Genomic DNA, 21,729 nt, shown 5'->3' with positions numbered 1-21,729 from the left:
GCCCCGTTAAACTGTCGTTGAACCCTTATGGTGCAAGGCTTTGGCGGCAAATTCAAAAGCTCAAAAAAAACTTTTCTTTTTACAGAATTGCTCTATTATGCGCGTTTTACGCAGGGCTGTATTTGGCGCACAATACAACCCCTGGTACGACCGGTTTCCTCTCTTTATCGTAGTCTCCCCGGAGGAGTTCCCTGATGAATAAAGTTGCTCGTCGTCTTGCCCTGGTTTCAGGCCTGGCCATTGCTGCCAGCGCATTGACTGCTGTCGCGCAGGAAAGTGTGAATATTTATAACTGGTCGGACTATATTGCCGAGGACACTGTCAGCAATTTCCAGAGTCAGACCGGCATCAGCGTTTCCTACGATGTCTACGATTCCAATGAAGTGCTGGAAACCCGCATGCTGGCGGGCCGCAGCGGCTACGACCTGGTGGTGCCAACGGCGCGACCGTTTGCCGACCGGCATGTCAGGGCGGGGCTGTATCAGCCCCTGGACAAAAGCCTGTTGAGCAACCTGGGCAATCTTGATCCGGTCATCCTGCAATCCCTGGCAGATATTGATCCCGGCAATCAGTATCTGCTGCCGTACATGTGGGGCACCACCGGGATCGGTTACAACGTCGACAAAGTGCGGGAAATTCTTGGCGACGATATGCCACTGGATACCTGGCGCCTGGTATTCGACCCGGAAATTGTTGCGCGCTTGTCGGTGTGCGGCGTGTCGCTGATGGACGATGCTACCGAGGTGTTTGTGGCTGCCCGTGCCTACCGTGGCCTGCCTACGGATGACTACAGCACGGCTGCGGCGCAGGAAGCCGCGGATGTGGTGTCGGCGGCGCGTCCGCATATTCGCTACTTCCACAGCTCGTCCTACATCAGCGATCTGGCCAACGGTGATCTGTGTGTTGCCCATGGTTACTCCGGTGACGTTCTGCAGGCGCGGGACCGGGCCAGTGAGGCTGACAATGGTGTCAATATTGCCTACGCGGCGCCCTCTGAAGGCGCAGTGGTGTGGACCGATGTGTTTGCCATTCCGGTTGACGCGCCCAATGTCGCCAATGCGCATAGCTTCCTGAACTACATAATGGAGCCTGAGGTCATTGCCGGGGTCAGCAACTATGTCGCCTACGCCAATGCCAACAGTGCTTCGGTGTCACTGGTGGATGAAGTGGTACGTAATGATCCTGGCATTTATCCGCCCCAGGCCACGCAAGCGCGTTTTATTGTATTGAAGACGCCCAGTGATTCGCAGATTCGCAGCATGAACCGGCTGTGGACCCGGGTGAAAACCGGACGCTGAGTGCGGGTAACACACTCGGGTATAACATGGCTGTCAGAGACTTTTTGAGGCGGATGCATGAATAACGCTGTTGCCAATGCTGAACAGGAACCGCTGGTCAGACTGCAGAATGTCAGCAAAGTGTTTGGCAGCATGTATGCTGTGGACAATATCAGCCTGGATATTGCGGAGAAAGAATTCTTCTCCCTGCTGGGCGCCTCTGGTTGTGGCAAGACCACCTTGCTCAGGATGCTCGCGGGTTTTGAAACGCCGACCGAAGGCCGTATATTTATTGATGGCAAAGACGTCACCGAGCTGCCGCCCTACGAGCGTCAGATCAATATGATGTTTCAAAGTTACGCGCTGTTTCCGCATATGACGGTGGCGGACAACATCGCCTATGGTCTTAAACAGGATCGCATGGCCAGGACCCAGCGCGCCGAACGTGTGCGCGAGATGCTGGCGCTGGTGCAAATTGAAAAACTGGGTCATCGCAAACCGCATCAACTGTCCGGTGGTCAGCGCCAGCGTGTGGCACTGGCCCGGGCGCTGGCCAAACATCCCAAAATTCTGTTACTTGATGAACCCCTGGGCGCTCTGGACCGCAAATTGCGTGAACAGACCCAGTTTGAGTTGGTGAATCTTCAGGAGCGCCTGGGCATCACCTTTATCGTGGTAACTCACGACCAAGAAGAAGCCATGACCATGTCATCACGTATCGCATTGATGCGTGAGGGGCGGATAGAGCAGGTGGATTCCCCACGGCGCATGTATGAGTTCCCCTTGAGCCGTTACGCCGCCGACTTTATCGGCCAGGTCAACCTGTTTGCCGGCGTTGTCAGCAGCCAGGAGGGTGATCAGGTGCTGGTTGACAGCGAAGAGGCAGGTGGCCAGTTGTGTGTGCGGCACAGTCAGCCCATGACCCTGGGCATGCCGGTCACCGTTGCGGTGCGACCGGAAAAAATCCGGCTGCCGCAGTCCGGCGATGAACTGCCCAACAAAATGAGCGGCGTCATCCGCGAGATTGCCTACCTGGGTGATGAGTCGATTTACCATGTTGAACTGGCGTCCGGCAAACGGGTGAAATACACCCAGCCCAACGTACAGGCACTGGCAGAGCTGCCAATGACCTGGGGGCAGACCATTGAGCTGGGCTGGGACGCGGACCGTTGCGGGTTACTGGCGCTGTGACCGGGCATGGCGCAAACCCTGTTGCAGGCACACTGAACAGCCTGCGGGCGCGGCTGCGCCGGATGCGCCCGGCGCGCTGGCTGGTAACGGGCATTCCCTGGCTGTGGCTGGTGATTTTTTTCTGTCTGCCCTTTCTCTTCATTATCAAGATCAGCCTGTCTGAACCTGCCCTGGCGCAGCCTCCCTACATGGGCTGGATTCGCGAAACCGCCGATGGTCTGGTCAGTATCGTGGTCAACTTTGGTAATTACTGGCTGCTCTGGGAAGACAGTCTTTATGCCAGTGCTTTGTATGGTTCGTTCAAAGTTGCCGCACTGTCTACCGTCTTGTGTCTGCTGATTGGCTACCCTATGGCGTATGCCATTGCGCGCGCGCCCACGCACCTGCGCATGCCCTTGCTGATGCTGGTGATTCTGCCGTTCTGGACCTCGTTTCTGATTCGTGTGTATGCCTGGATGGGGATTCTGAATACCAACGGCATCCTCAACAACGCACTGATCTGGCTGGGTGCGATTGATCAGCCACTGGAGATCATGCACACCTCATTGGCGGTCTATATCGGTGTCACCTACGCCTATCTGCCCTTCATGATACTGCCGCTGTATGCAACCCTGTCGCGACTCGATCCGGTGTTGCTGGAGGCGGCTGCAGATCTGGGCGCGCGGCCGGTCAGGCAGTTTTTTACCATCACCTGGCCGCAGTCAGTGCCAGGTGTCATCGCCGGCGCCATGCTGGTGTTCATTCCGGTGATGGGAGAATTTGTGATTCCCGACTTGCTGGGCGGGCCCGACAGTCTGATGCTGGGCAAGCTGATGTGGACCGAGTTTTTTAACAATCGCGACTGGCCGGTGGCATCGGCGCTGGCGGCAGTGCTGCTGGTGGTATTGATCATTCCCTTCCTGTTGCTGCGCCACTATGAGTCGCGTGCGGTGGTGCAGGCAGAGGAGGCGGCATGAGCGTCATCAGCAAACGCAAACGAGCCGGGTTCCCCTGGTTGTGGACGGCGCTCGCCTTCGGTTATGTGTTTCTTTACGCGCCTATTCTGAGCCTGGTTGTCTATTCGTTTAATGAAAGTCGCCTGGTCACCGTGTGGGCCGGTTTCAGCACACGCTGGTACGGCGAACTGATGCAGAATGATCAGTTGCTGTCCGCGGCCTGGCTCAGCATCAAGGTCGCGGCGGTAGCGGCCACCATCGCTGTGGTGCTGGGCACACTGGCGGCGATGACGCTGGTGCGCTTTCGTCGGCAATGGGGTGCCCGTTCAATGGGCATCATGGTGGCAGCGCCACTGGTGATGCCGGAGATTATTCTGGGCCTGTCGCTGCTGTTGTTGTTCATGTCGATGGCGGATCTGATTGGCTGGCCGACCAGCCGTGGCCAGGGCACCATCATCATGGCCCACGTCACTTTCTGCATGGCCTATGTCACCGTGGTGGTGCAAAGTCGGCTGGCTTATATGGATGCGTCCCTGGAAGAGGCCGCCATGGATCTGGGCGCGCGTCCGCTCAAGGTTTTTTTCACCATTACCCTGCCGGTGATTGCACCGTCACTGGTCGCCGGCTGGTTGCTGGCCTTTACCCTGTCCATGGATGACCTGGTGGTGGCCAGTTTTGTCTCGGGTCCCGGCGCGACGACCCTGCCGATGCTGGTCTACTCAAGCGTCAGACTGGGCGTGAGTCCGCAGATCAACGCGCTGGCGACAATTATAATTGCGATTGTGGTGGTGGCGGTATCGGTGGCGGGTTACCTGATGTATCGTCAGGAAAAGCAACACTCTTCATAACAGGTTTCTCATGAAATACATAACACCACTGATGCGATTCGCCGGCCGGGTCGCATGCTGAGCTATCGACACGCCTATCACGCCGGTAACCATGCTGATGTGCTCAAACACCTGACACTGCTGGCGATACTGCAGCAACTTCGCAACAAGGACAAAGCCTTTGTTGGCATTGATACCCACTGTGGTAATGGTTTCTACAATCTGGCCAGTGAACCGGCGCGCAAAACCGGTGAGGCCGCGCAGGGTTTCATGCGGCTCTGGCAACGCCGCGAGCAACTGCAAAACGTTGATCTGGTCGGTGATTATCTGGCCCTGGTGGCGGGCGTCAATCCGGTGGATACCGGTGCCACAATCGGCAACTACCCGGGTTCGCCAGCAATCATGCAATCACAATTGCGCGAGGACGACCGCGTGATCCTGATGGAGCTGCACAGCACGGAAATCGAGCATCTGCGTGACAACTTCAAGCGCGATCCCCGTATCAGCATTCATCACCGTGACGGGTTTGAGGGTGCCGTGGCGCTGACACCGCCGACACCGCGGCGTGGTCTGTTGCTGATGGACCCGGCGTACGAGAACAAGGCGGATTATCAGCAGGCCATCAAGGCGGTGCGGGCTGTTCATCGACGCTGGCCCACAGGTATCATTACGCTATGGTATCCGATGCTGGGGCAGTCGCGCGATTTCAGTAGCCTGGTGAAACAGAAACTGGGCACGGTAGCGGACAGTGTCAGTATTGAACTGACTGTGGCGCCGCAGTCGGATGAATTTGGCATGCATGGCTCGGGCATGATGATTATCAATCCGCCCTGGCAACTGGCCGAGCGGGTAAACGCGGCGCTGAACAGAATCAGGCCACTGCTGCAGGTTTAAATTGGGTGACAGTATGAACGGGTTGGGAAGTAGCGTGAGAACAGGCATCAAGGTTGCGCGTGCCAGCCGGCCAGGGTTGACGTTGGTGTTGACGCTGGGCTTGCTGAGCCTGATGACCGGTACGAGTGTGGCGGCTCAGCAAGTCGTAGCGGATCTGGTGTACAGCGGCAATGATCTGACGCCCGGCACGCAGCACGCGGGTGAGCTGGAAGCAAGCCATCCGCAAATGAACGATGGCACCCACGCTGACTGCTTCCAGATACGTCCGCAGCCCGGCCAGGAGTACACCGTGACCCTGCGTTCGGAGGCCTTTGACAGTTTCCTGCTGATCGGCGTCGGCAGTTGTGACGATGTGTTAATTCAGTTTGAAAATGACGATTTTGAAGAAGCGGGGCTGGATGCCCAGGTCGTGTTTGCCGCCGAGTATGATCTCTACTCGGTGTATGTGAATACTTACGATCCGGGCACAACGGGCGCCTATACCCTCTCTGTTGAGGCCCGGCTGCTGCCGATGGCGCCCGCCGAAGACTGAATGCTCAGTCCTTGTCTGATATCTGCTGCGCCTGATCGGTAGGGGCTGCTTCGGTCTTTTTCGGCCCGATCCAGCGTACCTCATACAGGTCGTGACGCTGGTCTTTGGCGTTGGTGACCGAGCCTTCGTGACGTACCTGCACCAGTTTGTCCAGATCCAGATCGGCCACCAGCGCCATTTCTGTATTGGGCGTACTTTCTGCCATGATGGCGTCATGCGGGAAGGCAAAGTCCGAGGGTGAGTACACCGCCGATTGCGCGTACTGAATGTCCACGTTGTGCACCTGCGGCAGATTGCCAACGCTGCCGCCGATGGCCACATAACACTCGTTTTCGATGGCACGGGCCTGGGCGCAGCGCTGCACGCGCAGGAAACCGTTTTTGGTGTCGGTCCAGAACGGCACAAACAGAATGTCCATGCCGCCCTTGGCCAGCATGCGCGACAGTTCCGGGAATTCCACGTCGTAACAGATCAGAATGCCGATGCGGCCGGCATCGGTGTCGAATACCTGCAGGCTGTCTCCGCCATCAATTACCCAGTCACGGCGTTCGTGTGGCGTGATATGCAGTTTTGCCTGTGAATCAACGGTGCCATCGCGGCGACACAGATAGGCTTTATTGAGCAGCTTGTCGCCTTCCATCACCGGGATGCTGCCGGCGATGATGTTGATATTGTAAGTGATCGCAAACTCCGAGAGCGCTTCAATGGAGCGGGTGGCAAAGGTCGACAGAAAGCGGATCGCTTCGAACTGGTTGGTCTGGTCGCCCAGGCCCATCAGCGGTGCATTGAAGAACTCCGGGAACAACACAAAATCGGCCTGATAATCCGCCATGGTATCCACAAAGTACTCTACCTGTGACAGCCAGGCGTCAAATGAGCTGGTCAGACGCATCTGCCACTGCAGGATGCCGATGCGCACCACGGCCTTGCGTCGCTGGCTCAGATCGCTGGTTTCGGGCTCATACAGGATGTTGTTCCATTCCAGCAGGGTGGCGTAACCCTGGGACTTTTCGTCCTGCGGGTTGTAGTCCTTGAGCAGGCGTTTGACCTCAAAGTCGTTGGCCAGCTGAAAGCTGAGAATCGGGTCATGGGCGTCTTTGCGATCTACCGCAGCGATGTACTGCATCGGCGTCATTTCGTCGGCAAATTTGTGATAACTGGTGATACGACCGCCGGCCAGGATGGCGCGCAAATTCAGGTCGCGGCACATGTCCTTGCGGGCATCATACAGTCGTCGGCCCAGGCGCAGGTCCCGGTATTCGGGGTCAACGAACAGGTCCATGCCATACATGGCGTCACCGTCGGGGTCGTGCTTGATCTGCTCGCGTCGGCCGATCAGGTCCTCGTAGGTATGCTGCCGGCTGAAGCGGTCGTAGTCACAGCGGATGGTCAGCGCTGCAGCCACCAGATTACCGTAGTCCTCAATGGCAATCTGGCCCTCCGGGAAGCCCTTGATCAGGCGACGGATGGATGCTTCGGGCCAGGCCCCGCCAAGATCCGGATAAACCGCCTCCATCAGTTTGGCCAGTTGAGGGTAGTCGGCTTCGGTCAGGTTGCGGAGTTTCAGGTGAACATCAGAGGGTGTATCGGAGGTCATAAGCGTCAGTCCGGTGTGTTATACGGCAGGTCGAGCCGCTAAAGTAGCAAAATGGGCACTTTAAATCCATGACAGGCGCTTATATGGACTTGGCGTGGGTGTTGGGGTATCCTCGGAAGTCCTTCCCTCTGAGTACAAGTCTCAGTAAGCCAGCGGTTCAGTATGCCTGTAGAAGGGGGGCTGCGGAGCTGCAAAGCCGGATTGGGTAGGGTAGGTCCTGGCGAATGCTGACAACAAGAAAACCACAAAAGCCCGAATATTGTTTTTGGCTTGATGAGGAGAGTGCAAGTGAATATGAAAAATAGATTATTGGCAGGCGGTTTTGCTAAAAAACCTGCACTGACCAGCCTGGTTGCTCTGGCAGCGGGCGTGGCGATGGGCGCTCCCGCGCTGCTGTCTGCGCAGCCCGAAGCGCAGGGCGAATCCATCGAATGGCTGACCCTGGGTTCTGATTACGCACATACCCGTTACCTGCCCGCGTCACAGATCAACGCAGACAATTTTGAATCCCTTCAGACCGCCTGGGTCTGGGACGGCGCCAGCTTCGGTGCCAGCAGCGGTCGCTCAACACCCAGTTACATTGATGGTGTGCTGTACACGGTTGCCGGTGATCGACGCCACGTGATCGCTCTGGATCCGGTGACCGGCGAGACCATCTGGTCCTACCGCGAACCACATACCTTCCGTCACGAATACTCCATGCGTAAAGACTATGGTAAAGGTGTTGCGTACGGCGAAGTAAACGGCAAAGGCGTGATCTACATGATCAGCCCGGGTTTCTTCCTGACTGCGCTGGATGCCAAGACCGGCGCGCCACTGGAAGGTTTCGGTCACGAAATCGGTGTTGAGGGTTTCCCGGACACCGGTGTTGTTGACCTGCAGAAGATCCTGGCTGACGCTAACGGTTACGAGTTTGATCCGTACTACGGTATCCCGCTGGAAACCGGTTATATCACCTCATCGTCTCCGCCCATCGTGGTCAACGGGACCGTCATTGTGCCCAACTCTGCCGAGCAGGGTTACAACCAGACCCGTTACGAAAACATCCCCGGTGACATTCTCGCGTTTGATGGCACAACCGGTGAGCACAAATGGACCTTCAACATCATTCCGGACAAGGGCGAATTTGGCTGGGACACCTGGAAAGACGGTGATGGCAACCAGCTCGAAGATCCGCGCGCTTACACCGGCGAAGTCTCGTCGTGGGCACCGGTCGCGGCTGACCCGGAACTGGACATGGTCTACATCCCGACCAATGGTCCTTCCATCGACTTCTATCGTGGCCACCTGCAGGGTGACGGTCTCTACGGCACCAGCCTGGTCGCATTGAATGCATCGACCGGTGAGCGTGAGTGGCACTTCCAGCTGGTGCACAAGGACATCTGGAACTACGACACGCCGACAGCACCCGTGCTGCTCGACATCACGCAGAATGGCCAGACCATTCCCGTGGTAGCCCAGGTAACCAAGCAGGCCTTTACCTACGTCTTCAACCGCGAAACCGGTGAGCCCATCTGGCCAATCGAAGAGCGTGAAGTGCCGGCAGGTCTGATTCCGGGTGAAGTGTTGTCACCGACGCAGCCTTTCCCGACCAAGCCTGCGCCTTACGACATGCAGGGTCTGACTCACGATGACCTGATTGACTTCACGCCGGAACTGCGCGCGCAGGCGATTGAAGCCATCTCCGACTTCGAGATTGGTCCCTTGTTCCATCCGCCGCTGCACCGCGACAACGAGCTGGGCAAAACCGCCTCGCTGTGGTGTCCGGGTGATATCGGTGGTGTCAACATCGACGGGCCTGCTGCCGGTGATCCGACCACAGGTACCCTGTTTGTGACTTCCCGCAAGGGTTGCACCAACCGCATCATGGCACCGGCGCAAGAGCGCGATGCCATGCTGGAGCTGCCCACAGGTACGACCTTTACCGACTACGCCCCGCTGCGTTCTGCGCTGGTCCGTGGTCCGCAGGGTCTGCCCCTGTTCAAGCCACCCTTTAGCCGCATCACAGCGATCGACCTGAACACCGGTGATCACAAGTGGTTTATCCCGGTCGGCGAAACGCCTGATCGCATCAAGAACCATCCTGCACTGGAAGGTATTGATGTGGGTAACACCGGCAGCGGCACGGTTGCGCCGATGACAGTGACTGACACCATGCTGATGTATGCCAGTGCCATGAGCGACGGTACACCTGCCCTGTTTGCGGTTGATAAAGAGACCGGTGAGCAGATAGGCAAGGTTGCTGTGCCTGAGCAGAGCCGCTACGGCATGATGAACTACCAGCACGAAGGCAAGCAGTATGTAATGCTGCAGACCGGTGGTACGCTGACAGCGCTGGCTCTGCCGGACTGATCGCTGACCCTCGATGACCCTGTACTGGCAGGGTCTGAGACAGAAAAACCCGTCGCACCGACCCGGTACGGCGGGTTTTTTTTGCCTGTCATCAATGCGTTGCAATGATCGGGAACAGTGTTGGGTTTTGATGTTCAGGGAACAATTTTCTTGCTACATTCAGGGCTGAACGTTTAGCGATCGACCTTAATTGATAATTAATATCGTTTAGATAGAAATTAACAAATTTTTATTATCGATTGGCTGACTTATTCTCTACCCATCGAAGAAACCCCCGGTGTCGCCGGGGGTCAGACTTCACCGGATTCGAGGATAAAGCCATGAAACAGGTTCAAAAAACCGCCAGTTTTGCCGTATTGCACTTCATTACCGCGTTTACTGTTGCCTGGGCCATGACGGGTAGCGTGCTCATTGGGGGCGCAGTGGCGCTGGTAGAGCCAGCGATCAACACGGTAGTGTATTTTCTGCATGAGAAGTTCTGGCACCGTAAAGCGCAGATCCAGCACAGCCCCGCTGCTGCCATCAGCGCCTGAGCCCGGCAGGCACCTGACCTGCCAGGGGTATTGCCAGTTGTGACCCTGCCGCCTAGTGTAGTAGGATTTATCTCCCTTGTTTTACGGAGATACAAAGACCCTCTATGGGCCTACTACTGGTATTTGCACTTCTATCCATCTGTGTATCATTTGTCTGTTCCTTGCTTGAAGCGGCGCTTCTTTCACTGACACCCAGCCATGTCACACGTTTCCGTCAGTCCGATCCGGATTTGTACAGGAAGCTGCGTAAACTCAAAGACCGTATTGACCAGCCGCTGGCCGCGATTCTGACGCTGAACACTGTTGCCCATACCTTTGGCGCGGCCGGTGTCGGTGCTCAGGTGGGGGTGGTGTTTGGTGATGGATACCTGGCCGTTGCCTCGGCCATCATGACCTTTCTGGTGCTGATTCTGTCCGAGATCATCCCCAAGACGCTGGGCGCACGCTACTGGCAGAATCTGGTGCCGTGGTTGCCCGGCACGCTCAATTTCATGATTCTGGTGTTAAAGCCCTTCATCATGATGTCGGACAAAATTACCGAATGGATGGGCGTAGGTGTGTCGGACGTGGATCTGCGTTCGGAAATCAAGGCGTTGACAGCGCTGGGGCGCGATACCGATCAACTTGACGAGGACGAGCGTCGGGTGATTGCCAATATTCTGGATCTGCATGAGGTACAGATTAAAGACATCATGACACCCAAAACCGTGTGTGAGTATCTGCTGGCCGACTCGGCGGTGGGCGATATCCTTGATGCGATGCGCGACACCGCGTTCTCGCGTTACCCGGTGGTTGATCAGGAAGAGCACCCGCACGGCGTGGTGTTCCGGGCTGAACTGTTGGATTCGGATCCTGATGCCAAAATTGTCGACCTGATCAAGCCGGTCAAGATCGTGACTGACGAAATCAGCGCGGAGGCCCTGCTCAGTGCCTTCCTGGCTGAGCACCAGCACATGGCGCTGGTCTATGATCAGTATGGCACCTGGCTGGGGCTGGTGACCATGGAGGATGTGCTGGAGACCATTCTGGGGCAGGCCATCATGGACGAGACCGACGATATCCCCAATATGCGGCGCTTCGCCCGCAAACGCTGGGAGAACCGTCTGAAGTATCAAAGCGGTCGACCTCAGAAGCAGGATTCAACCGATGCCAGTGCTGCGCCATGACATCAGCAGCTGTCAGACGGTTTAAGTCCGGCCAGTCGCCGATGTCGGCGCGTTAATAAATATCACGCCGGTACCGGCCGTGATCCAGCAGATCGTCAACGGTCTGCTGGCCCAGAATATCGACCAGAGTCTGGTGCACCTCTTCCGCCATGCCGATTCGGCTGCCACAAACGTAAATGACGGCGCCTCGCCTGACCCAGTCTTCAAGCTCGCTCGCCGCCTCACGCAGGCGGTGCTGAACATACCTGCCGCAGCCTGCATCGCGCGAAAACGCCAGGTCCAGGCGTTGCAGATAATGCTGACTTTTCCATTTCATGAGTTGACTGCTGAAGTGAAAATCAAACGCTTCAGTGCGTTCGCCAAACATCAGCCAGTTCTGGCGCGCGCGAAGCTGTTCACGAGCCCGAATGTGGGCCCGCAGACCTGCAATACCGGTGCCGTTGCCGATCATGATCATGGGTGTCCTGCGTGCTTCGCGGGCCGAACGTCCGGGTGGATGAAAGGCCGGGTTTGAGCGTATGCGCAGTTGCACGGGGTTATGCAGGGTGACTCCCTGTGTCAGCCAGCCTGAGCCGAGTCCCATGCTGCCGTCATCCTTGATCAGTTGTCGTACCACCAGGTCCAGGCTGCCGTCGTCGGGCAGCGATGCAATGGAGTATTCGCGCCGCAGTGTGTTGCCATCCTCGCCGACAGGAATGATCACCTCCGCTATATCGCCGGCGCGCCAGTCCGGTGCCCTGCTGGCGTAGCTAAGCAGTCGTATGTGGTAGACGGCGTTACCGGGTGAGCCCGCGTTGATATGTTGACGGTTGCTGACATACCAGGGGTGAAACTCGCTGTCGCTGGCATCGGCAGGATCAAAAAATTCCCCGGTATCCAGTGCCTGCGTCAACAATTGCTGGCGCCATTGTTGCAGGCCAGCAATGTCCATTCTGTCGACGCACACCGTTTCAAACAGGGCCTGCGCGCCGCGTGCCGCCAGCAGATCATGCAGCCGGTGGCCGAAAGCGCAGAACTGACGGTATTGTCTGTCACCAAGGGCCAGAACAGCGTAGCTGAGATGCTCCAATGTCTGAGTGCCACTGCTCCGGACCTTGTTAAGGCGCGTGAAGCGAATGGCATTGTCCGGTGGTTCACCCTCGCCGAAGGTGCTCACCACAAACAAGGCCTTCCGGTAACGTGACAGCAATTCATTATCAACGGCATTCAGTGGTTTGAGCACAACGGCGTGATGCGTAGCCAGATTTTTTGCCTGTCTGCAGGCCAGTGCTTCGGCGTTGCCACTCTGGCTGGCATAGGCAATCAGCAGCGGCTCGAGTTGGGACCGGTCAGCGCTGAGGGCCGGCGCGGGTGTTGATGATACCGCTATGCCATCGGCAACCGGGCTGACGATACGACGGCGCAGGCAGTAGCGGCACAACAATGCATATGCCGCTGTTGCCGCGCCAGCCAGCGCGTATTGGGTGAACATGCTGGGCGATCCTCGTGCCAGTCAATAGTGCAGATTATTCCGGCATCACCTCAAAGGTGGCGACATAACCGCCACGACGACTGGTGGCCGGTGGCGCTGCGCGATCGTCTTCGTAGCTGGCTTCCAGCCAATACATGCCGGCGTCGGGCCAGGTGATTTCGGCGATACCATCGGCATTGGTGGTGACGCTGATTTCATCCTGATGGTTGCGGTAGCGCATGCCGCCAGCCAGCACGATGATTTCAGCACCCACAGCAGGTTCGCCATCAATCAGAAAACGAAATTCAGCCGTTTCACCGGCGTACAGGTCATTGGGGTGAGTGATGGGTTCCATTTCGAAACCTTGACCTTCAGGCTCCAGCACCTCGTCAGAAGGCACGCCTGCGGTTATGAAAGTCTCCTGGCGCCTGGAGCTGCGGGTGACAACCAGATCCTGGGCATCGGCGGGTACGTTGGCCGCAAAGTCGGCTTCATTGGGCTGTGCGCCGCGCGGGGGCCAGCTTTGACGTTGACCGTCTTCGTCTAACCAGCGCGCCGTCATCCCGTTACTGGCGGTAAATATTTTGTAGGTGCCGCGCTGGGTCAGATTTATATCAAAGGTGCTGCGATACTTGCCGGTGTGACCGTTCTGCAATTCAACGGCCATGCCGTCGGGGCCGATAGCCTTGATTCCGTTCAGCTGCATCGGTCGGTAATCGGTATGAAAAATGTCGTTTGAAATGGCCGCATCTACCGTGACCCAAGGGTCTTCGCTGGAGTGGATGGTAGCAGCGGGCAGGATCCAGGCTCGGTGTGCCTGCGCAGCAATGGGCAGGGCAAGCAACAGGCTGCCTATGGTCAATAGTCGTATCGTTGTTCTGCTGTTCCTGGTTTTCATGGTTGGACTCCTTGTGGTGTACTTGAATGTGGTGTACTTGAATGTGGTTTACTGTCGTGAGACGGTTCGCAGATTTTAGTCAGGGCGCCAGTGTGAGGCCGATTTCACCCAGTTCATGTTCTCCCTGCACAGTCAGCGATGTTCTGTCCTTCGGTGGCCAACTGAAAGGAATCTCCAGCATTTCCCTGCCACCTACTTCCCGTACCGCTTCAACAAACAGGTTGTAGTCGCCTGCAGGCAATGAGCTGACTTTGTCGGAAAAATCTACGCTGTGCTGACCCTGGGGGCGGGTCGCACCACTAATGCCGTCGGCCGGCATTGCCAGCGTGCGCCCGGTCCGGCGCCACCACTGCCGCATGTCTTTCAGCCATTTGGTGCCTTCCATATCCGCCAGTTTGGTGTCATACCACACGGCCAGATTGGCGGCGACGCTGTTGTCGGGTCGGGCAATCCACAGTGCGATGTATGGACGGTGATACTCGGCCACCTGCAGCGTGGGGATGTCGAGATCTATGGTGAATTCCTGCGCCTGCGCAGCAGTCACAGTGAGTGTTGACGCCAGCAGGCATACACAGGCAAGGCGGGCTGGCAGGGCAGGGCAGACAGGCATAACAACTCCTTCAATTGTGAATAAACAGCAGTGCAAGCAGAACCGGAATCAACAGGCCCAGGCCGGTCACGGGCCAGGTCATGGGCCGGGAACGTTGTTGACGACAAAGCAGAAGCAACCCTGTGAGGCAGAACACCACACAGACAACAGAAAAAATGTCGATAAACCAGGACCACGCCAGCCCGGTGTTGCGTGCCTTGTGCAAATCATTGAGGTAGGAGATGACACCGCGGCTGGTACTTTCATAGAGCAACTCGCCAAAGGCCAGGTCAATGCTGAGCCAGGCATCGCCACCCGGGCGGGGCATGGACAGATAGATTTCGTCAGTTGTCCATTCAGCGATGCGGTCGCCGGTGCGAATCCCGAACTCGCTACTCAACCATTGTCGAAGTTGTGCCGGTAACGGTGCCGCACCCGAGGCAGCCTCTTTGTCGAGGGCTGCCAGTGTCGCATCAAGCACCGCAGGCGGCAGTGCCTGTTCAATGGTCTCGACGGACGGGCTGGCTTCGATCTGCCCGGCATGATTAAGCGTGATACCTGTCACGGCAAACAGCAGCATGCCCGCCAGACAGAGCGCTGAACTGATCCAGTGCCACTGACGCAGACTGCCGGTGTACAGGGAGATGGTGGCCAAGGTTGATTTGTTCAGCATGATTCAAATGAAAATGGTTATCATTAAGTGGAGTTATTGCATAGTAAACGATAACTATTCTCAAGTGCAATATGCTTGCGAAAATAAATGAGAATCAATTCTATTTGGGCTGCAATAAATGTATATCGCCAGGATTCTCTGCGCAGGTGTGCCCGGCAAACTGGCACTTTTTGAGCCCAACGCCGGATTCCGCTATACTCTGCGTTTCCCATCTGCAGATGCGCAACCCAATTATGCAATCCTCTCCACACGACTCTCTGGTGCTGGCGCCCGTCAATTCAGCCAGCGGTGACATCACGCTGCCGGGCTCTAAAAGCCTGTCCAACCGTATCCTGTTGCTGGCGGCCCTTGCGGAAGGCGAAACGCGCATCACCAACCTGCTGGACAGCGACGACGTGCGATACATGCTGGCGGCGCTGAATGCGCTGGGTGTGCAACTGACGCTCAGTGCCGACAAAACTGAATGTGTGGTGGAAGGCAAGGGTGGGCGCTTTTCCCATGAAGGTGCGTTGACCTTGTTTCTGGGCAATGCCGGCACCGCCATGCGGCCTCTGTGTGCAGCGCTGGCGGCGAGTACGGGCGAGTTCACCCTGACCGGCGAACCGCGCATGTATGAACGACCTATCGGCGACCTGGTCGACTGTCTGCGTACTGCCGGTGCTGATATTTCCTATCTGGGCGACAACAATTTTCCGCCATTGCTGATTCGTGGCAAGCGCCTGCAAGGTGGCCGGGTCAGCATTCGCGGCAATATTTCCAGTCAGTTTCTCACCGCCATGTTAATGGCAGCGCCACTGTGCGAGCAGGATCTGGACATTGTGGTGGAAGGAGAGCTGGTATCAAAGCCCTACATCCACATCACGCTGGATGTGATGCAGCGCTTTGGCGTGACCGTCGAGAACCACAATTACCAGCGCTTTGTGGTGCCCGCCGGGCAGACCTATCAGGCCCCGGGCGACATCATGGTGGAAGGCGATGCCTCGTCAGCGTCCTATTTTCTGGCAGCTGCGGCGATTGCTGGCGGCACGGTGCGGGTGCATGGCACCGGGTCGGCCAGCGTTCAGGGTGATGCCAGGTTTGCCGACGTGCTGCAACAGATGGGCGCCAATGTTGAATGGGGTGACACCTGGATTGAAGTCAGCCGCGGCTCGCTCAAAGGCATTGACGTTGACCTTAACCATATCCCCGATGCGGCCATGACCATCGCCACCGCGGCGCTGTTTGCCCAGGGTCCGACTGCGATACGCAATATTTATAACTGGCGCGTCAAGGAAACCGACAGGCTGACAGCGATGGCTACGGAGCTGCGCAAAGTGGGCGCAACGGTGGAAGAGGGTAGTGATTACATTGTGATCACGCCGCCCGAAAAAATTCTGCCGGCTGAGATCGATACCTATGATGACCACCGCATGGCCATGTGTTTTTCGCTGGCTGCATTTGGTGACAGCCCGATTACCATCAATGATCCGGGCTGCACGGCAAAAACCTTTCCGGGCTATTTCGATCTGTTCAAAACCCTCACCCGATAAAACGTGAGGGTGTCTGTTGTGCGCCTGCCGGACAGTAAACTTTATTGCCAATCGTAAGCAACGTTCAAATACACGGTACGACCGGGCCATGGGTGCGCCACAAAGTCGACGTCATTGCTGATGTTGTCGATGCCCGCGCCCAGCGTAAAGCCGTTGCCGAACCGATAGTCAGTTTTGATGCCGATGCGGGAATAACCATCCTGCGCCCCGTAAACATTCTGTTCGGTGTCGCGGTTGTCGTTGCGACCAAAACTGGTGTCAGCGTATTGATAATTCAGGCCGATGTTCCAGTCATCACTGACATGGTAGGTGGCCAGCAGGTTGCCGCGCCATGCAGGCAAGCGGGGATACACATTGCCTTCTATGCTGGTATCAACACGGTTGCGGGCTATTTCGTTGTCAGTGTAAGTGGCATTAAAGCGTACATCCAGCGCGTCCAGTCCCAGCCCGGTGGCGTTGACGATAAACTCGGTACCCAGCGTGTCCACCTGGTCGATGGGGATAAAGGTGCGCACGGACACGCCGCCCGGCAGAGTTTCGGCCTGCGCCTCGATCACATCCTTGATGCTTTCCTGAAAGACATTGACGCGGACATAACCGCCGTTGATACCGTATTCGATACCCAGATTATGATGCAGGCCGTCTTCGGGTTTCAGAGCCGGGTTGGCCTGATTGACGGTATTGTAGGCCTGATACTGGCTGAACAGTTCTTCCACAATCGGGAAGCGGTAGGCCCTGGCGGCCGCGTAACTCAGTGTCCATCGGTCCGTGGGCTGGTAGGCGGCGGTGAATTTGGGTGAGAAAGCATTGCGCGACTGCCCGGGCACCGATACTGGCTGCACGTTGCCGGCCACCTGCGTCGTGTAGTAACCACCCTTGCTGTCAAAGGTTTCATAACGCCCCCCCAGCGTTAATGCCCACTGCTGCGTGGGCAGCCAGCTCAATTCGGCAAACGCGGCACTGATGCTGGTTTCGCCGCCGCTGCGACTGCTGAGCTGATTCTTGCTGCCAGCCTGGTAGTTGCTGGAGTCGTATACGTCGATGTTCAGTTCATAGGCATCATGGCGCAGCCCGCTGACCAGGCTGAGGTTGTCAACACCGAGCTCGCTGAAGGTCAGCTTCACTTCAGCGCTCTGCCAGCCGGTATCACCAAAATCGGTGACCTGACCCGCTGGCGTATACGCCGGGTCAGCGGGATTGCGCAGTGAATCGCGGCTTTGGTCGCGGACAATGGCAAACTGGTTGAGATTGCTTTCCAGGTCAATGCTGTTGGTTAACGGACCGCGCACCCGCAGCCCCAGCGACAGACTGTCACGTTCCTGTTCACCCACGCCCAGCCGCGCAGCGGGAATACTGATGCCGCTTTCGTTCTGACGGACATTGCCACTCCACACCGGATTGCCGCTGCCATCACGCATGTAGGCGTTAGGGGTGTTGTCTGACGCGCGGTCTTCATAGGCTATATTGAGCAGGCCAGCCCAGTCACCGATGTCCTGGCCGATCTTGATTTTGTAGTTCCGGGTTTGGGTATCGACGACGCCGGTGTCGCCAAACCACAACTGACTGTTGCCAAACTGGTCATTGCCAACAACACCGCCGGTCACATTGGTGGCCGCTGGGCTGCTGTTGTTGGCGCCGAAATAAAAGGTCTGTGGTTGGGAGTCGTTGTCCAGTCGGTTGTAGGAAAAATACAGGCTGGTATCACCGATCTTGTCGCCCACCGAAAAAAAACTTTTGTAGCCAGTCAGCGTATCATTGAACCCGTAGGCATCAAATGCCTGCGAAAAATACGAGCTGTCGAAATGGAATTCCCGTTGCTGTGGAATGGCCGATTCGATCAGCACCACGCCGCCCATGGCGTTGCCGCTGTACTCGGCAGAAAACGGTCCATACAGCACTTCTACCTGGGCAATTTCACTGGCGGACACCATGGACCAGCGTGGTGACCCATTCCAGCGTGACTGCAACAGGTAATGCAAAGGCACGCCGTCAGCGAACACCATGGAACGTGAAGTCTGGAACATGTTGGCGCCGCGCATGCCTATGGTGCCGTTGGAATCGCCGATAAAACGGCGACGAATCACCAGGCTGGGCTCGTATTTGACCACATCTTCTGTGGTGGCGATATTGATGCTGGCCAGATCGGCCGGGGTGAGCACGCTGGCAGGATGGGTTATGCCGGAACGCTGGCCGGCGTCACTGCCCCAGATCAGGATTTCTTCAATAGGAGTAGAGGTGCCTGCGCTGGCGTTTTCCGCACTCTGGCCGAAGACGTGTGGTCCATAACCAGCCACGAGCGCCGACACAATGGCGCTGGCAAGCAATTTCTTTCTGAAAGCCGATCGACGTAGTATTGCTGACATTGTTTAACCCTGATGCTGAGTACTGTGATGTTCGCAGTTTACTCAGTATCAGGGTGCAGACAATGTGGCATAGTGTCGCACCGCCTCGGTCGCTGCTCAGCGCTAGCGCAGCACCAGCAAGGAGATCTTGGTGCGCTTGATCATGGCGGTGGTGGTGCTGCCCAGGATCAGCTGGCGTATGCGTGAATGACCATAAGCGCCCATCACCATCAGGTCGATATTTTCGCGTTCCTGGTACTCGGCCAGGGCGATGTCGGCATCGCCGGGAATAATGGCACCTGTCACCTCAAATCCAGCTTTGGTCATGACGTCGGTGGCTTCCTGGAGCTGTGCACGTGCCACGTCAGTGTCGGCACCGACCATGACCACATGATGCGGGATGCCGCGGCCAAACGGACTGGCGGCAGCAATATGAATGCCTTTGCGCATGGTGGCGCTGCCATCATAGGCGATCATGATCTGTTTTGGTGGGGCAAACGACTGCTGGGCTATCAGGATGGGTTTGTGCAGAGCGCGAATGATGCTTTCCAGGTGGCTACCGATATGGCCGTGCGCAGACTCGGTATCGGCGCCACGTTTGCCGACCACCAGGATCCGTGTTTCGGGCTCCAGCTCAATTAGCGTGTCTACCAATTCGCCATGACGCTGGCGTGATTCGGCGTTGACGATGCCTTTTTCCTCAACACGCAGCATGGCCGCCTGCAGCATCAGCTTGCCTTTTTCCATTTCCAGCTTGGACCGCTGCTGGTCCAGCTCGGCCAGCTCCTGCATCAGGTTTTCCTGTGCCCCCAGCCCCAGGCTGCCGCTCAGGTTCTGAGCGGTTGTGCCTTCGTTTTTGTCCAGTACATGCAACAGGCTCAATTGCGTATTCATGCGCCCGGCGGTCCAGGCAGCATAGTCGCACACCGCCTCGGCGTAGACTGAGTCGTCGACACAGGCAAGTACCTTGCCGGTCATTTCCGGAATCTGAATCTCTGACATTGCGGATTTCCCTTGTTCTGTTTGTGGTTCGCTCATTCTCCCGACCTCCTGATTCTGACAGGCATCTTAGTGGCCCATCAGCCGTTCAACGGCATCAGGTTTGTCGTGTACCGCAAACCGGTCCACCAATGTCGCGCTGGCTTCGTTCAGACCAACAATTTTGACATCAGCGCCTTCACGCCGGAATTTCAGGATCACCTTGTCCAGCGAGCTGATCGCGGTGATGTCCCAAAAGTGTGCACGGGTCAGGTCGATAGTAACCTTATCTACCGCTTCTTTGAAATCAAAGCCGCCGATAAACTGGTCTGCCGAGGTAAAAAACACCTGGCCAACCACCTGGTACTCGCGATGATCGGCTTCCTCTGACAGCGTGGAGCCGATATACAGAATGTCGCCGACCTTGCGGGCGAAGAACAGGGCGCTGAGCAGCACACCCAACAATACTCCCAAAGCAAGGTTGTGTGTCACCACCACCACAACAACGGTGGAGATCATCACGATACTTGAGCTTTTCGGATTTGTGCGCAGATCAGCGATGGATGACCAGCTGAATGTACCAAAGGCCACCATGAACATCACGGCCACCAGAGCAGCCATCGGGATTTGTGCTACCCATGGGCCGATGAAGACCACCATAATCAGCAATACCACGCCGGCAGCGAATGCCGACAAGCGCTTACGGCCACCGGACTTGATGTTGATGACGGACTGGCCAATCATCGCGCAACCGGCCATGCCACCGATCAGACCAGAGCCGATATTGGCCACACCCTGGCCGACACATTCGCGGTTCTTGTTGCTGGGGGTATCCGTCAGATCGTCAATGATGGTGGCGGTCATCATTGATTCCAGCAGGCCAATGACAGCCAGGGTTGCCGCATACGGGAAGATGATTTGCAGGGTTTCCAGCGTCAACGGCACATCAGGCCACAGGAAAATGGGCAGGCTGTCTGGCAGTGCGCCCATGTCGCCTACGGTGCGCATGTCAAAACCAAAGTACATGGCGATGCCGGTCAGCACCACGATGCAGATCAGCGGCGAGGGTACGGCCTTGGTGATATAGGGCAGGCCATAGATGATGACCAGCCCGCCGGCCAGGACGGCAAATACCAGCAGCGTGGCGTTTTCGCCGGTGATTTCGGGCAGTTGGGCCAGGAAAATCAGGATGGCCAGCGCATTCACAAAACCGGTGACCACGGAGCGTGACACAAAGCGCATCAGCAGACCCAGTTTGAACACGCCAGCCAGAATCTGCAGCAAACCGGTCAACAGGGTAGCGGCCAACAGGTATTCCAGACCGTGGTCGCGCACCAGAATCACCATGACCAGCGCCATGGCGCCGGTGGCGCCTGAAATCATGCCCGGGCGACCGCCGACGATGGCGGTAATTACGGCGATGGAGAAGGAGGCATACAGCCCGACTTTGGGGTCGACACCGGCGATCACAGAAAACGCGATGGCTTCAGGGATAAGCGCCAGTGCGACAACGATACCGGCGAGAATGTCGCCACGGATATTGGAGAACCAGCTTTGTTTCAATGCGTGTAACATGGTTTGGACTCGGTCTGCTGAACATTAAGGTTAAATCGTGCTGGCGGTGTGCCACCGGCAAAAATATGCAAGTATTAAGCCGCCGTGCTTACTGACAAGGCAGTCTGACATCAAAAGATGACGGGGGTGTAAATCGTTAACTCAGGGCGGCGTAACGCCTGTTACGGAATGCCAGACCGGGCCGAGAGACGTTCTGTTTGATGTCATGTCCGTGGCTGCTTCCGGTTGGTTTTGCGTAGTTGTGACTAAGTTGTCACTAGGCTGAGACTCGCTGCGATTACGAGGGCGCGTATTCTAGCAGGGCCGGGCGGGAAAAGCACCCACGGATATCGGGCAGGCTTGCGAATTGAGACTGATGGCGGGCGGGATTTGTTAAAACGCGGGCCGCATC

General features: G+C 57.0%; 18 protein-coding genes. 10 read left to right on the top strand and 8 right to left on the bottom strand.

What is annotated here, in order from left to right; all coding sequences use genetic code 11:
* The first annotated feature begins 194 nt into the window (after positions 1–194).
* The 6 genes from WD071_RS05860 (at position 195) to WD071_RS05835 (ending at position 5,656) form a co-directional block, all read left to right on the top strand.
* Positions 195–1,298, top strand: coding sequence for an extracellular solute-binding protein (locus tag WD071_RS05860; RefSeq protein ID WP_368047411.1), 1,104 nt, complete (start codon positions 195–197; stop codon positions 1,296–1,298).
* A gap of 57 nt (positions 1,299–1,355) precedes the next feature.
* Positions 1,356–2,468 carry an ABC transporter ATP-binding protein gene (locus WD071_RS05855; RefSeq protein ID WP_368047410.1) on the top strand — a complete coding sequence of 371 codons (1,113 nt, stop codon included), beginning with the start codon at positions 1,356–1,358 and terminating at the stop codon, positions 2,466–2,468.
* A gap of 62 nt (positions 2,469–2,530) precedes the next feature.
* Positions 2,531–3,424: an ABC transporter permease subunit gene (locus WD071_RS05850; RefSeq protein ID WP_368047450.1), complete on the top strand. Its 894-nt coding sequence runs from the start codon at positions 2,531–2,533 to the stop codon at positions 3,422–3,424.
* Positions 3,421–4,251, top strand: a complete 831-nt coding sequence (locus WD071_RS05845) for an ABC transporter permease subunit (RefSeq protein WP_368047409.1) — start codon at positions 3,421–3,423, stop codon at positions 4,249–4,251. Before WD071_RS05850 ends, WD071_RS05845 begins: the two co-directional genes overlap by 4 nt.
* Before the next feature lie 54 nt (positions 4,252–4,305).
* Positions 4,306–5,124 (top strand): 23S rRNA (adenine(2030)-N(6))-methyltransferase RlmJ, encoded by an 819-nt coding sequence (locus WD071_RS05840; RefSeq protein WP_368047408.1) that lies wholly within the window; start codon positions 4,306–4,308, stop codon positions 5,122–5,124.
* A gap of 34 nt (positions 5,125–5,158) precedes the next feature.
* Positions 5,159–5,656, top strand: coding sequence for a hypothetical protein (locus WD071_RS05835; protein WP_368047407.1), 498 nt, complete (start codon positions 5,159–5,161; stop codon positions 5,654–5,656).
* A 4-nt stretch (positions 5,657–5,660) separates the two neighbouring features.
* Here the strand turns inward: WD071_RS05835 and WD071_RS05830 are convergent, their stop codons facing one another.
* Positions 5,661–7,253: a GNAT family N-acetyltransferase gene (locus tag WD071_RS05830; protein ID WP_368047406.1), complete on the bottom strand. Its 1,593-nt coding sequence runs from the start codon at positions 7,251–7,253 to the stop codon at positions 5,661–5,663.
* A 294-nt stretch (positions 7,254–7,547) separates the two neighbouring features.
* Here WD071_RS05830 and WD071_RS05825 point away from each other — a divergent pair, with 294 nt between their 5' ends.
* The 3 genes from WD071_RS05825 (at position 7,548) to WD071_RS05815 (ending at position 11,304) form a co-directional block, all read left to right on the top strand.
* The gene (locus WD071_RS05825) at positions 7,548–9,605 is read left to right on the top strand and encodes a PQQ-binding-like beta-propeller repeat protein (protein ID WP_368047405.1); all 2,058 of its coding nucleotides are present in this window, start codon (positions 7,548–7,550) and stop codon (positions 9,603–9,605) included.
* A gap of 320 nt (positions 9,606–9,925) precedes the next feature.
* Positions 9,926–10,138, top strand: a complete 213-nt coding sequence (locus WD071_RS05820) for a DUF2061 domain-containing protein (RefSeq protein ID WP_368047404.1) — start codon at positions 9,926–9,928, stop codon at positions 10,136–10,138.
* A 104-nt stretch (positions 10,139–10,242) separates the two neighbouring features.
* On the top strand, positions 10,243–11,304 hold the full coding sequence (locus tag WD071_RS05815; protein ID WP_368047403.1) for a CNNM domain-containing protein: 1,062 nt from the start codon (positions 10,243–10,245) through the stop codon (positions 11,302–11,304).
* 52 nt (positions 11,305–11,356) lie between these two features.
* On the opposite strand, the gene WD071_RS05810 is transcribed toward WD071_RS05815, so the two are convergent.
* From WD071_RS05810 to WD071_RS05795, 4 genes are all read right to left on the bottom strand, one after another.
* A complete protein-coding gene (locus WD071_RS05810) occupies positions 11,357–12,775 on the bottom strand; it encodes a sulfite reductase subunit alpha (RefSeq protein WP_368047402.1) in 1,419 nt (472 codons plus the stop codon).
* 34 nt (positions 12,776–12,809) lie between these two features.
* The gene (locus WD071_RS05805) at positions 12,810–13,652 is read right to left on the bottom strand and encodes a DUF4198 domain-containing protein (protein WP_368047401.1); all 843 of its coding nucleotides are present in this window, start codon (positions 13,650–13,652) and stop codon (positions 12,810–12,812) included.
* Positions 13,653–13,731: 79 nt separating this feature from the next.
* Positions 13,732–14,262, bottom strand: a complete 531-nt coding sequence (locus WD071_RS05800; RefSeq protein ID WP_368047400.1) for a DUF2271 domain-containing protein — start codon at positions 14,260–14,262, stop codon at positions 13,732–13,734.
* A 10-nt stretch (positions 14,263–14,272) separates the two neighbouring features.
* Positions 14,273–14,887 (bottom strand): PepSY-associated TM helix domain-containing protein, encoded by a 615-nt coding sequence (locus WD071_RS05795; protein ID WP_368047449.1) that lies wholly within the window; start codon positions 14,885–14,887, stop codon positions 14,273–14,275.
* A gap of 260 nt (positions 14,888–15,147) precedes the next feature.
* Here WD071_RS05795 and aroA point away from each other — a divergent pair, with 260 nt between their 5' ends.
* Positions 15,148–16,443 carry a 3-phosphoshikimate 1-carboxyvinyltransferase gene (gene aroA / locus WD071_RS05790; RefSeq protein ID WP_368047399.1) on the top strand — a complete coding sequence of 432 codons (1,296 nt, stop codon included), beginning with the start codon at positions 15,148–15,150 and terminating at the stop codon, positions 16,441–16,443.
* A gap of 41 nt (positions 16,444–16,484) precedes the next feature.
* Here aroA and WD071_RS05785 read toward each other — a convergent pair whose 3' ends face one another.
* The 3 genes from WD071_RS05785 to WD071_RS05775 form a co-directional block, all read right to left on the bottom strand.
* On the bottom strand, positions 16,485–18,806 hold the full coding sequence (locus WD071_RS05785) for a TonB-dependent receptor (protein WP_368047398.1): 2,322 nt from the start codon (positions 18,804–18,806) through the stop codon (positions 16,485–16,487).
* A gap of 102 nt (positions 18,807–18,908) precedes the next feature.
* The gene (locus WD071_RS05780; RefSeq protein ID WP_368047397.1) at positions 18,909–19,823 is read right to left on the bottom strand and encodes a universal stress protein; all 915 of its coding nucleotides are present in this window, start codon (positions 19,821–19,823) and stop codon (positions 18,909–18,911) included.
* 30 nt (positions 19,824–19,853) lie between these two features.
* Entirely contained in the window at positions 19,854–21,338 is a 1,485-nt protein-coding gene (locus WD071_RS05775; RefSeq protein ID WP_368047396.1) for a SulP family inorganic anion transporter, read from the bottom strand.
* Positions 21,339–21,729: the final 391 nt, after the last annotated feature.

The organism is Pseudohongiella sp. (assembly GCF_040877505.1).
GTDB lineage: Bacteria > Pseudomonadota > Gammaproteobacteria > Pseudomonadales > Pseudohongiellaceae > Pseudohongiella.
This window is presented reverse-complemented; position numbering and strand designations above follow the sequence as displayed.